This is a genomic window from Vibrio sp. CDRSL-10 TSBA (assembly GCA_039696685.1).
In the GTDB taxonomy this organism is placed as follows: Bacteria; Pseudomonadota; Gammaproteobacteria; order Enterobacterales; family Vibrionaceae; genus Vibrio.
The window spans coordinates 1,468,213-1,482,249 of the sequence record CP155565.1 but is presented as its reverse complement, the minus strand read 5'-3'; the positions used below and the strand labels follow the sequence as shown (position 1 = coordinate 1,482,249).

Sequence of the window (14,037 nt, the reverse complement as noted above, 5' to 3'; positions counted from 1 at the left end):
AACTTTTTAATACAAGGTATTGGATAGCTTAAACGAGTTAAACAAGCGCTCGGTGAACGGGTTGGCGTTCGCCTCTGAATTGATGCGGTAGATCATGTCACCGCCATCGACATCAAACTTATAGTCCACCGAAGTTGCACTGGCAGCCACCACATCACCCTGGTCCAGCAGACGGAAGAAACGCCCACGGTCCCTGAATATCAATACTACGTGGTGACATATTGGACTGAGTCGGAACCAGCGTCACTTTAGACACCGCAGAATCACGCAGGGTGTTTGGCCAAATCAGTTCCACACTGTCACGCGGACCATGGCTGTACGCCAGATACTGACCGTCGACATTGAGCACACTGCGGCGCTTGTTGCCGCTCAGACGCAGCGGTTCAACCGAGAAGCTGACATCAAGAATGCCTTTGCGGTTAAAGAAAGCATCGCGGATCTTCTGTGCCTGTTTGATCTGGCCAAGCACATCTTTCCGAATCAAAGACTGAGCATTTTCGCCGTCATTCACAGTGATGTTCTCTTCAATAAACATCCGCAACTGATTATTGTAGAAGTTATCCAGTGTACCGTTCGGCGCAAAGAAGGCTTCAAAGTCCTGCAGCGATGCGTCTTTTTTCGCCTTCGGATTAAACGGATAGCGGCCCGCCAGTTTACGCTGGAACGTGTTGTAGACATCATCATGCCAGCGCACTTCCAGATGGCGGATCGCCTCTTGTTTGATCACATACCAGCTTTCGTCAGCAATTTTGGCAATCATGCTGTCGAGCGGTTTTGGCAGCCCGGACGCGATACGTTTCAGGGTATAAATCGGATCCGCATTAACCAGTTTCACCCGTGCCTTGGTCGCATCGAGTGCCGCAGTGCCGACATCCGGAGCAGTCTGAATCGCTTTCAGGTAATTCTGTAGTTCTTCCACCGAGGCCAGCACTTCATTCATGTAAGCCGGTTTATCGCCCACCGGTTTAAGCATGTCATTCAGCTCAGCAAACGGTGACTCGATCATCGATGCCACTTTGTATTTCGGGCTTTGCAACAGCGCTTGCTGCGCCGCATCATCATCCGGCAGAGAGGCATACAACTCAGTATTGGTGTCCAGCGTGCGCAGCAGACGCTGCATCGGCTCGATGTTCCCGGTCAGGTTATCCAGTACCGCCACGGCATCATTGATGTCACTGAAATACTTCACATCAATTTCGTTCAATGCTGCGCGCCAGGTGTTGGTGTAGTCGGCGACATATTGATCGCGAATCTTATTGCGCAGTGCCTGTTTGTCCGCCTCACTGAACTGAGCGGACTTAGACTGCCCCAGAACCCAGCTGTCGATCAGTGCCAGCTCAGACACCGACTCAGAACGCGGCATAAAGTACTCTTCAAAGCCACGCTTAGTCAGCATCTGCGGAATGTACAGGCTGCTGCTGTTCATCACGCGCTCTTCAAATACCACATCGAAGACCGGTCCCACCAGATTACGCAGGTTAATCGCAGGGCCTAATACCGTCTGTGCATTCAGTTTGAGGTTACGGTACACACGCTGATCATTCGGCATGCTGCCCAGTTCAGCCTGAACCTTGGCAATGGTCGGCTCATAAGGTTTCATCACCTTAGTCGCCGCCTTGTTGCCATGCAGGCTTTCACCAGCCAGATCGGTATGGCGCATCGCATAGTCGAGGTGGCCCAGCAACTCTTCCTGAATTTCACGACGACCCGAGAAACTCCTGCTGCCAGTAACGTGAGAAATAATCCATCACGTAATCCTGATAACGGCCGCTCTTGTCCACCATCATGCGATACACACGCAGCACCGCCAGTTTTTCTTCGTCGGTCTGAGCCTGATTGAGATCCATCACTACGTCAGCCATCAATAGCGGCAGGAAGCGGGTTTCCAACAGGTTGAGATAGGTTGCTTCGACCATAGGGCCGATAGTATGTCCCTGATACAGTCCGAAATCTGAAACGTATTTTGGCTTTTCACGGAAGAAGCCAAATTCCAGCGTCGCTTCGCGAATTTTGTTGAGCGGTTCCAGCACATCTTTCTGCGATGCCAAGCTCGCTTTAGACGGGAACTCATCCCGGTATTGGTTTACCTTGGCCAGCACGGCATTGGCATGTTCTACGTTGGCAAGGTAATTACGGTGCCAGTTGCCCACCAAGAGTAAGGTTGCGATAGTACCGGTAATCACAGACAACGCCATCAGACGGCGTTTCTGACGCGCAATACGGAAGTTATCCGACGCTAAACCGGCCTCAGGATAGATAATGTTGGTGAACAGCTTCTGCGTGAAATAAATGGTTGAGTTTTTCGCCCGCTGCGCAGTATTGACCGCATGTGACAAACCGTAGCGACGCGATGCCGCATCATCAAACGCGTTGGTCGGCACGCCTTGCTGATACACAGAGGTAAAGTAAGCGCCGCGCACCAGAGCAGAGGTAGAAAACTGATCACTGGCCAGTGCATCCTGAAAAAACTGACCCAGAATCTCTTTCAGGCCCGAAACCTGACGGGTAAAGCTGTAAATCGCATTACGCTCTTCCAGTGACATCGGCGCAGATACCGCATGTGGCAGCGCATTATTGATGCGTTCCACAAACTCGGCGTAGTCTTTGCCAAACTCTTCCAGCCAGTTATCGAGGTTGTCGATTGAATCGAGCGAGAAAGTAAAGCCCAGCACTTCCTCACGTTGGCTTTTGGTATAGTGCTTGAAGAAAGGTTCAAAGCCATACAACAAGTCCAGCTTGGTCAGAGCAATGTAGACCGGCAGACGCGTTGACAACGTCTCCATCAGCTCACGCAGACGCGCGCGCAGCAGGCTGGCGTAAGCTTTACGCTCAGACGCCGTCGCAGTTGCCAGATGAGACACATCCAGCGCCAGCACAATACCGTTGAGCGGTCGACGACTGCGGGTACGGTCCAGCCACTTAACAAAATGCAGCCACAGACGGCGCTCCATCGCACCATCGTTATCTTCACTGCGGTTACCCTGCGTCAGCAGTTCACCATCCGGGTCGATCAGAACCGATTCATCACCAATCCACCAGTCAAATGAATACGGGTTTTCGCTCTTCTGTCCGGAGGCGCGCATGACGGAAGAGAAGACAAACTTCTGCCCCGAGCGGTTGATCAAACTGGTTTTACCGGCATTTTCCAGCCCGAGTACCAGATACCAAGGCAAGGAATACAGGTAGTTACGCTTGTTCAGGTTCTGGCGCATATTGACCATGACCTGGTTCAGTTCCACTTCCTGGCGCTCTTCATAAACCCGGATCGGGTCCTGACGCAGTTGTTCATCACGCTTTTGCTGTGCCTGATAGTTTTGCAGTTTACGCCACTGCAGCAAACCCCATAACGCCAGAGCGCCCAGAGTGAACAAGCCACTGGCGACCACGCGCGACAATACAGACTGGAGTGGCTTGGTTTCAAAAACCTCTAACCACGGTCCCGCCCACCAAATCGCGACGTTCAGTAATATGAACAGGGTGACGAGCAAAATAGGTAATGCGGCCAGCATGCCTGGCTTAAGCCTTCTCACTAACCCAACAATAAATCTCCACATGGATGGTGTCCTTCGTTTACTCTGACGTTGTATATCGTTCTAATTGTTCCACCAGCGAGGGTTTCCCAGTCGGTCACCTGCATAGCAGATACTTGTGTATGTAATGTTTGGTACTGCTGCTGAGCCATGGCATCAAGATGGTTGGCCTGCATCAGGTCGGCAGACAGCAGGCGCCAGTAGAACTGGTCTCTCGGCTCAGTCGCCGCTACCAGTCCGTCGTTGAGCATCGACAAAGCCACCGCGATACCACCTTCTTTCGCCAGCGTCAGTGCTTCCTGACGTTTATCCTGCCAGTCACCGACACTTTGCGTCTCTGTCGTCTGCTGAGTTTGCGCCAGCCAGGCTTCCACCTCTTCAGACACAAATGGCTCACCGCCCTTGAACTTAAGTTCATACAGTGACGGCATGCGCTGCAAAAACTGCTCGGTCTCTTCTAAAATCGCGCTGCACCAGGTCTCTTTGCCCAGGCTACGCGCGATATTGAAGCTCATCAGCTGTCCGTCGAACCAGTACGGTGACAAGGTCAGGCTCTGTTCAACCTTGCGCCATAGCGTCAGGTCAGGATTACGCATCTGATCCTGATAATCTTTGATTCGATCCTGCTGCATGCCACGCAGCATGGTTTCTCCGTCTGCCTTATGGTCAGGCAGCGAAGTGATCGCTCCCCATACAGCGTAGCGACGTAAACGTACCGACAGCGCAACCCCGAACTCCTGCTCAGCAAGAAAGTCCGCCACTTTTAACAAGGTCTGTTTGGCTGCTTTATCGCTTGAGTTGTCAATCGCCAGTGACGGGCTGCTGGTGGTCGGTGTTGTCGTTGTCGCGGCAGCCGCAACCGGCTGTGCAGACGCCGGCTGTGTTTGCTGGCGCTGTTCGGCCTGACGTAACTGACTGGTGATACTGCGCACCACCAAATCGACCGCCTCAGAGCTGAGTCCCTGACTTTCAATCACTTTTTGCCAGCCATCGACGGCTGTCGCGAGCGCTTCGCGGTCAGCGGCATCAAAACGGTTGAAGTCGACTTTTTCGACGACCATGGCAAAGCGCTGCGCTATCTGGCTGAAAAACTTACGGCGCGGCAAATTGCCACGTTTACCCGGCGCCGGATAACTCTCTTCCCAGAACTCCGCCATGAAATCGGTCATGACGTTAAACGAGAGAATGAAACGCGCGGCAGTGAACTGGTTGTGCAGGCACTGCAGCAAGTAAACCAGCAATTTGATATCTTTGGTTTTTTCACTCAACAGCTTGACCACGCTGTGCTCAACTTCATCCCACTGCACACTACCGTGGGAAAGTGAGCCGACCTTCATCATTTGGTCTTCAACAAAATCAAACAGCGGGTCATCGATAAGACGCTCACCGACCCGGCTTTCCCCTTGGATCGGCTGCGCGACAGACTGGCGGTATTCGGTCAATTCCATCTTTTTCTCCTACCAGCCACAACGTTCACGCAATGCACTAAGTGCATTGGTCAACGGCTCGGTATCAAACTGCAGCCCGTCAGCAAACGGCGCATTGGAACGCAGTAACAAGCGCGATTGTCCGGCCATTGATTTCATCATGCTGATCGCCGGCATGCCCCGCGCCGATGACATCAACACACCGCTGTCGTCACTGCGCATATATTGCGGGTCCAGGCCAGCCGCAGAGATTTCGATTCGCGCATCAGAAACACCGCTCGGCAACGCCAGCTCAACCCGGCTCAGGTTATCGATACAGCTCATCATCAATACCGGTTTCGCATTGTCGGCAAAACGGGTCTTCTGGTTGAGCGCGGTCAGCGTGACCCAGGCATTGCTGCCTTTGCCCTCGCCTTCCGTAGTCAGTGTCCAGTTTTCATCACTATTTTGCACAGCCTGCATCGCACGCTGCCAGGATGGCGGCAGATGACTTTGTGCGGTTGGCATTGCCACCTCTACCGGCGTTTCAAATACGCGATCAAAACAGGCCAGGCGCTCAAGACGAGCGTTGACCTGCACACACTGCGAGGCTGCTTCGAGAGTCTGCTGCGCCGTTTCTGCCCGGGCCATCCCTGACAAGCCAAGCAGAGACGAGCCTGCCAGCATTAACAACATTGCTCGGCTCATAGCGCTTTGATCTCCAGCTTTTGGCACTTATAAGCCAGGGTACGTTTAGGAATACCAAGGCTTTCCGCTGCTTTGGCGCGGTCACCGGAAAAATGACTCAGACGCTCGCGAATGATTTTTTCTTCAAAATCGTTCAGCGCCTGCTTGAGATCGTTAATCACATTAAAATTCTGCTCGGATGCCGGTACGTCGTCTGACGCGATATCGGCCGGGGCACTTGGTGCGATTGACGAAGCGGTAGCCGGACTGGCCGCAGGCACAATACGCGCGGTGAAACAGTGTTCTTCAACCTGGGTACCTTCTGCCGTCTGGGCACAACCAAATTCAATCAAGTGCTTGAGTTCACGTACATTACCCGGGAAATCGTGCAGCTTGAGACAATCAAGCGCACGATAATGAAGGCCACGGATGTTCTTACCATGCTGCTGATTAAACTGATGGACAAAGTGCTGACTGAGCAGATCGATATCATCAAGTCGAGCAGACAGACGTGGCAGCGTCAGCGGATATTGGAACAGTCGGTAATAAAGATCCTGACGAAACGCTTTACGACGCACCTGATCCAGCAGATTAACGTGGGTTGCCGACACCAGGCGAAAATCGGAAGTCATCTCCTGCTTCCCACCCACCGGACGAAAGGTTTTTGACTCCAGTACGCGCAGCAGCTTAGCCTGCAGCGCCAGCGGCATATCACCGATTTCATCCAGAAACAGGGTGCCGCCGTTGGCCTGAGCGATCAGACCCTGCTTATCACTGTCGGCACCGGAGAAAGCGCCTTTGGTGTAACCAAACAGCTCGCTCTCAAGCAGGTTTTCCGGAATCGCCGCACAGTTAATCGCGACAAACGGAGCGCGCTGGCGCGACGACAAATCGTGTACCGCTTCGGCCACCAGCTCCTTACCTGTACCAGTCTCACCCTGGATCATTACCGACAGATTTGAACTTGCAGCGTTGACGATCTGCTCGCGCAGTTTTTGCATCACGGCACTGTCGCCGATCAGTTTGCGCGACAGATCTTTAACCAGCACGCGCTGGGCAGAATCACGTTCAAAATCGCACAGTGATTCTTTCAGCGCCAGGCGCGTCTGCTCCTCGCGTTCCATATCATGCAGCAAAGACCATTGCTGCGAGAACACATCGATAAATTTCAGAAACGCTTCATCGGTAAAGATCTTACCCACCACGCTGCTGTCACCCATCAGTACCAGAATGGATTGCACGTGACGGTGCCCCATCGGCAACGGCTGAATCCAGACTGAATCAAACATCCCGACCTTAGCCACTAACTGGCTGAAGGTCCGGTTCGATTGCCAGAAGACCAACTCTTCCGCAGTCAGATGCATGGCTTTAGAAGACTGCAGTACATGCGAGAACGGATTTTCAAAATCCGTCACTGACCAGGAATAGCTGAGGCGTTCATCATGAGGGACCAGCAGACGTCCATTGGCATTTGGCAACAACAGCAGTGCATTGGATAAGCCCAGCTCCCGGCTGATAATGCTGACAAACTGAGTAGCCAGCTGCTGCGGTTTTCTCAGCCCGACTAAGTCTGCAGTGAAAGTAAGCCAGTTACTCATGCTCAATCCACCTCACCGATAAATTCACCCTCCACCGCATCCAGGTGAATGCGATGTACCGGTTGCTGCTCAGCCAGTTTGCTCAGCAATGCCAGAGATACCGGCGGCAGCAGCTGGCCTTCGATGATGGCTTCGAGCATACGCGCGCCGTTTTCACTGCGTGTCGCACGAGTAAGGATTTCGTCAATCAGGCGTTCTTCAATTACCACTTCAGCGTTGTAACGGTCACGGAACAAGTTTTCCAGACGGTTTAGTTTGCCCTTAACAATTTCTGCCAGCACCTCTTTGCTGAGCGGTTTGTAAGGAATCACTTCCATGCGGGCCAGCAAAGCCGGTTTAAAGAAGGCCGCCAGTTCCGGATACAAAGCTTCATCAAGTTGTTTAGGCTGCTCGGCATAATCGACAATGGTTTGATAGCCGAGGTTTGAGGTCAGGAAGAACACGATATTCTGACAATCGATCAGACGACCTTCGCCGTCGGCCAACTCACCTTTATCAAACGCCTGATAGAAAATATTCAGTACTTCCGGGTGCGCTTTTTCCACTTCATCCAGTAGTACGACAGAATATGGCATCTTACGAATCGCTTCGGTCAGCACGCCGCCCTCACCGTAACCGACATAACCTGGAGGTGAGCCGATCAGGCGCGATACGGTATGCTTCTCCTGATACTCTGACATGTTGATGGTGGTCAGGAACTGTTTGCCGCCATACAGCTGCTCTGCAAGCTGAACCACGGTCTCCGTTTTACCAACCCCGCTCGGGCCAACCAGCAGGAAACGCCCCTTTCGGACGACCAGGGCGGCGCAAATCAGCGCGCGCGGTCAACAGATTGCGATGCACACGTTCAATGGCGATATCCTGGCCTTTAATCGAACGGCCCAGGATCTCAGTTAAATGGGTGATTTTGTGCAGTTCATCGCTGTTCATCTGATCAACCGGCACACCGGTCCAGTCCGCGATCACTTCGGCAATCTGCTCCGCGTCAACTTGCGCATGCATCAGTACTTCCTGATGCGGAATCGCTTGCAGAGCCAGATAATGAGACTCCAGATCGGCTTGCAGAGCGTCACGGGTTTCTGGATCCACATCATCCTGTTTAGCCAGATCCAGCAACTGCGCGCGCAGATCAATAATGGTCTCAACCCGCTGTTTTTGCTGTTGCCAGCTCTCGGTCAGGGTCTGCTTCTCTGCTTCATCCGCCAACTCCTGCGAGCGCAGTTCATCCAGGCGACCTAAGTCGGCCGTCTGGCCGAGGTAATGGGCACGTTGCAGCATGTCGATTTCCAGCTGACGCTGATGACACGCAGTTTCTAACTGCGCCAGACGTTTTGGCGGCGTCGTCATATTAATCGCGATCCGCGCGCACGCGGTATCCAGCACATCAATCGCTTTATCCGGCAGTTGACGACCCGAAATGTAGCGCGCCGACAGCTCAGCAGCGGCTTTGAGCGCTTCATCAGTGATCAACACGTTGTGTGCTTTCTCATACACACTATTCAGACCACGTAAAATGTCGACCGCTTGATTAATGCTTGGCTCTTCCAGCTTAACCAGCTGAAAACGACGGGTCAGAGCCGGATCTTTTTCAAAGTACTTCTTGTATTCTTTCCAGGTCGTCGCCGCGATGGTGCTCAGTTCACCACGTGCCAGCGCCGGCTTGAGGAGGTTAGCTGCATCACTGCCGCCTTCCTGATTGCCAGAGCCAATCAGGGTATGCGCTTCATCGATAAACAGAATCACCGGGTTTGGCGCATTCTTGATCGCGTCAATCACGCCTTTCAGGCGTTTCTCAAACTCACCTTTGACGGAAGCGCCCGCTTGCAGCAGACCAAGATCAAGAGAGAGCAGCTCAACCTTCTGTAATTGGGTCGGAACCGTGCCAGCCACAACGCGCAGTGCCAGGCCCTCTATCATCGCGCTTTTACCCACACCGGCATCACCAACGACGATCGGGTTGTTTTTGCGACGACGACACAGGATATCGATCATCAGATTCAGCTCGTTTTCACGGCACAGTACCGGATCGAGTTCTTGCTTACGCGCCTGTTCGGTCACATTGGTGCAGTATTTATCCAGCGGTGACGTGGCACCAGACAGTGCCTGCGCTGCTGTGCCTTGAGCCGGTTTATCCACTGCGGTTTCGGCTGAATCTGCCACAATGGCATCAAAATGTTTCTTCAGACTTTCGCGGTTAACATCTGCCAACAGAGACGCCAGTTGTGGCGACAGATAACGATCGGCCTGAGTCAGCGCCGCGACCAGCATAGCGCCGGAAACGCAGTTCAGTCTGATTCAGCTCAGTGGTCGACAGCAGCCACGCTTCTTGCAGCAGTTCCACCAGCAACGGAGAAAACGCCGGATAAGTATCCAGCGCCTGTTCACGAGCATAACCGGAGGCTACCGCCTGTTTGACCGCTTCGACATCAAGAGCGGCCTGTTTGATGACCAGTCGAACGTCAGAAAGAGGATTATCTGTCACTACATCTAAAAAATGGGCGAACGTCACTTCCAGATGCTGACGTTCAATACACAAAGACGCCGCTTGTTCTAATGCCAGTTTACTTTGGGCATTTAATTTCGAAATCAACGTTGGGAGTTCAATACGGATCACGGCGATCACCTAGCCTTATAATTTTTAAAGTATTTGATTTAATTGAGTTATTACGTCGCTTGATTTGCTATGCAGAAGATAGCTGTAACCAAGGAAGATGCCGACCCACAGCACCAGGAATCCGGCAAACACGGACCACAGGGGTACTTCACGGCTTAGTTTGTATTTCGCTTTCACCACATGATCCGTCGCACGAGTCAGATCCTGCGGCTCTTCATCATCGAGAGTGGCCAGTACATCATGCAAACGGCTAATCACACGCTCACGCTCGACCTGTCCACCGTCCATCACGCGGTATTTGCCTTCAAACCCGAGCACCAGACACTGATAGATAAATTCCAGCAACGCTTGATAACGCTTGGGTTCACCTTCCAGACGACCCAGAATGGTAAACACCTTTTCACCGCCCCAGGTTTCGTTATGAAAACGCGACAACATCGAATGTTCAGCCCAGACGCTGGAGGCGCCCCATTCAGTGCCCATGACAGCCTCATCGAGAAATGCGCACAAAATGTAGCGGTAAGCCATCAGAATCGCGTGCTCGAATCCCTGCTCCGAGAGCTCAATCTCAATCGCTTTGATCTCTTCCACGGTCTGGTTGTAGATCTGCTCAATGTTGTGACATTCCGACAATGAACGAACGCGCAGAGACAAACCAAACAGCGGGGTGGCTGCGTCAATCAGTACATTCGGGTTATCACCACGCAGCTGAAACCAGTAATCCTGGTCATGGTTGATCTGCTCGACATCGTCAAACAGCAGACTGGCGTATTGGCCCTCTTTTTTATTCTGTGCCATGGTTAGCTCCTTATCGCCCAGAACTGCAAATCAAGATCATCAAATGCCGCGGCAACGTGGAACGCAAAGCCACTGGAGTGATCCAGCATCGACCAGGCCGGGCTGCTCTTATCCAGTTGGTAGTAGGTGTAACCTGCGTGGTAAGGCAACTGACGCGGCGCCACTGGCAGCGAAATCAGCGGAATACCCGGCAGCTGCAGTGAAATCAGTTCGCGAATCTTCTCAACCGATGACACTTTAGTTTGCTGAGTAAACAGGCGACGTAAATCGTCGAGAGGCATACGGGCTTTAACTGCGATAATAAATTCAGCGCTGTCCATCAGCTGAGGATCGTGCACTGGCGCGACCATCAGACCGTACTTACGCTTATCAAGCTGGATTGAGACCGCTCGAGGTTCGAGAACCACACTCAGGCTCTGACGCAGGCTGCGGATCAGCGGACCAAACGACAAGCTTGGCATATCGTGGTTGTAACTCGGTAATGAAGGCGGAAGACGGCCTTCGTCAGTGAAAGTGGCCAGCTCACCGCAAACCGACGCCAGGCACTCGAACAAACGCTCCGGATGCAGGCTGCGCAGTTCCGCCAGGTGCTGCATCTGAGGCTGCAGACGGTTCAATGCCTGCAATAACATAAAGTCCGATACATCAGCCACACCGCCCTGGGATGGCGCGCTGATACGTTGGGCGATATTTTTCGCACGCTCACGCATCAGACCGGACATCTCATTAATAAAACGGTGCAGCGCAGCATTGCCAACGACGTTGAGATGACAAGGAATAAAGTCAGGATCCATCACCACACTGCCGTCCGGGCGCTTTTCCAGAATGCGCGCAATCGCAATCGAAGCAAACGAAACTGCGGTCTTCTTTTTCCAGCATTAACTGCATGCGGATTGGCGAGACATCAATTGTGGTGTTGTCACCCTGAACGGTATGCACATCGCGTACTTCAAGGCGGCGACTGACATAACGTCCCGTGCCCTGCTCTTCCGGCCAGTTAATTTCCATCAGTGATTCACTGCGCAGCGGCACAGCCAGGTAGACCAATTGGTTTGCCAGGGATGCGTTGTCAATTTCCAGCGCATCCGGCATCGCATCTTCCTGCGGAATACGAAACGCGGTGCCATCAGGCATGATGCCCACCGCACGTTCAATCGCAATACGACCAAAAGACAAATATTCAGGATTCAGTGACAACTCTGAAACACCATACAGGTAACGGCTGACCGCACTCATGCGCTCATCGATGTGGTATTCCGTATAACGTTGCTGCTGCTGGAAATGCTGGGGTTTAATGAACAGCCCTTCATTCCAGATCACACGGTTTCGAGCAAACATCTTGTGTTATTCCACCCTATCCAGTTTGACGTTGTAATCTTTAAAAAACATCAGCAGGTGGTATTCCCTGCCTGTATTGAGCACTTTGACCGCTTTTTTCCATTCACTGATTTCCGGATCCGAAAAATGCGCCATCACGCCGATGTAATGGGTGTTTTCATCCAGTTCAAATGGGTTGACGAATTTGAACTGTCCCGGCATCAGCACGTAGTCGTAGTTTTTAACAAAGTTACTGCGCAGTGCTTTTTTATAATCGTCTTTGAGTTGGTCATAGTCGGCCGACATAAACATCGAGTCGTCCTGCAATTCAAAAACTTGGATTTCAACCGGCGACGCTTCTCCCCAGATGCTCGGGTTCACCCCTTCATCGGTCAGCAGACTGAATGTCACCTTAGTCGGCTCTTTCGCGGGCTCGTAGGGCTCTGTCGAACTACAGGCCGACAACAGCAGCAGCGAAAGCAGCATAAACAGCAGCTTGTTCACGATTACAGCTCCAGTTGCTTCTCACGGATTTTCTTGTCGTAAGCCTGCTCGAAAATTTCCCAGAACAGCTTGTCAAAACCACGCTGACGGTTCGAAGTCAGTTCCTGGTAGTAGTTGCAGTACATGTTCCATGCCCAGGCTTCATCAGAACCGGTCTGGTTATCACTGTTACGCTTGTAGTGATTAAAACGACGCAGCAGGACCTGAGGCGAAAATGCATTCAGGATCTGGCTCAGTGCTTCAGTCGTTGCGTGTTGCATTGCTTCGTTATGGTCGCGCACATTTTTCAGGCTTTCAGAAATGGCGGCCGGTGCAGACAGGTGAACCAGGCTTTTATCCGCGTCATACATGGTGCGGATGGTGTCAGGGTAATTAAGGCCAAGACGCAGCGGGTTATCTTCAATCGGCTGCAGGTTACGGTTCATGGTGCCAAAACGGCCTTCACTAACCTGTTCGTGCAGTTGCAGTAAGCCTTTGACACACGCCTGCAGCGATTCACCGAGTTCATGGGACAGCATGTGCATGCGTTCCATATCATTGTTCTCGCTCAGATCAATACCCAGGCCCTGCAGCATAGGTCCGGTCAGCAGATGCTGGCCGCCGGCGGCAGATGTGGTGGTGTGATCGGTCGCAGGTTGCATACTTTTGGCGACTTCTTCTTCGAGAAGATCCAGTACGTTTTCATCCATGGTTAAGCCCTCTGATTCGTTGTTTGTGTTTATATCTGTTGGTGCTGTATTATTTTTAAATTGCTGGTTATTTATTAACCGATCGTAATTGCTGACCTGATCGTTATTTCCAGACTGATCGTTTTGCTGATACTGATGCTGCTGGGCGTCCTGCTGATGCATGGTCGGCTGAGCAGCCGCAGGCTGTTGTGACGACTCATTTGCCGAAGCAGAACGTCCGAAGCCAAGAATTTTTTTCAGGCGGATAGAAGAAGTCATCTCGTACTCACTGTCGGCCTGCGGAGTGAAAGAAGGATCATTAAGCACCAGGTTATCCTGCGGAACGAGACTGGCTGGTTGCTCACTGTCCGGTGCTTTTTCGACTTCCTTGAGTAAAGATTCGCCGTCATCTTCACTGCTGACCAACGCATCCAGCGCGGCCAGAGGATCGTGGTTGGCTTGTTCTTCATCCGCAGCGATAAGCTCACTGTCATCGAAAACTTCGTCTGCGAGTAAATCAACTTGCTGCGACTTAAACATCGCATCCAGCGGACCATCGCTGTCTTCACTATCGCGTGATTTATCCAGCAACACGCGCAGTTGATAAGGGCCGACGGTGACTTCGTCTTTATCTTCCAGACGCGCCAGCTGATTACGGCCCAGTGGCATATGCGAACCGTTGACATAAGTGTCACCGCACAGATCTTTAACGCAAAAAGCGCCATCGACCGACATCACTTCACAATGCAGAGGTTTCACCTTGCCCTGGGTATCTTTCAGACGCCAGGTGGCGTAGGCGTCGCTGCCGATAGTACCGCCATCGACCGTAAGTGTGGATTGAGCAGCCAGTCCGGATTCGAGGATCTGGACATTGGTTACCAGAAGAGTCACCGAGGGCTGTGTCATGGCATTCAT

5 protein-coding genes and 4 pseudogenes are annotated in these 14,037 nt (G+C 52.3%); all 9 read right to left on the bottom strand.

The features are described from left to right. Positions 1 to 6: 6 nt before the first annotated feature. Positions 7 to 3,509: pseudogene (gene tssM, locus ABDK09_07255) on the bottom strand (type VI secretion system membrane subunit TssM). Positions 3,510 to 3,570: 61 nt separating this feature from the next. Continuing rightward, positions 3,571 to 4,978: pseudogene (gene tssA / locus ABDK09_07250) on the bottom strand (type VI secretion system protein TssA). 9 nt (positions 4,979 to 4,987) lie between these two features. After that, entirely contained in the window at positions 4,988 to 5,644 is a 657-nt protein-coding gene (gene vasI, locus ABDK09_07245) for a type VI secretion system-associated protein VasI (protein ID XAW87891.1), read from the bottom strand. Further along, positions 5,641 to 7,221 (bottom strand): sigma-54 dependent transcriptional regulator, encoded by a 1,581-nt coding sequence (locus ABDK09_07240; GenBank protein XAW87890.1) that lies wholly within the window; start codon positions 7,219 to 7,221, stop codon positions 5,641 to 5,643. The genes vasI and ABDK09_07240 overlap by 4 nt, the downstream gene beginning before the upstream one ends. 2 nt (positions 7,222 to 7,223) lie before the next feature. Continuing rightward, positions 7,224 to 9,835, bottom strand: a pseudogene (gene tssH / locus ABDK09_07235) (type VI secretion system ATPase TssH). 24 nt (positions 9,836 to 9,859) lie between these two features. Further along, positions 9,860 to 10,633 (bottom strand): type IVB secretion system protein IcmH/DotU, encoded by a 774-nt coding sequence (gene icmH / locus ABDK09_07230; GenBank protein ID XAW87889.1) that lies wholly within the window; start codon positions 10,631 to 10,633, stop codon positions 9,860 to 9,862. Positions 10,634 to 10,635: 2 nt separating this feature from the next. Beyond that, a pseudogene (tssK, locus tag ABDK09_07225) lies at positions 10,636 to 11,971 on the bottom strand (type VI secretion system baseplate subunit TssK). A gap of 6 nt (positions 11,972 to 11,977) precedes the next feature. Next, positions 11,978 to 12,454, bottom strand: a complete 477-nt coding sequence (gene tssJ, locus ABDK09_07220; protein ID XAW87888.1) for a type VI secretion system lipoprotein TssJ — start codon at positions 12,452 to 12,454, stop codon at positions 11,978 to 11,980. 2 nt (positions 12,455 to 12,456) lie between these two features. After that, positions 12,457 to 14,037 (bottom strand): type VI secretion system-associated FHA domain protein TagH, encoded by a 1,581-nt coding sequence (gene tagH, locus ABDK09_07215; GenBank protein XAW87887.1) that lies wholly within the window; start codon positions 14,035 to 14,037, stop codon positions 12,457 to 12,459.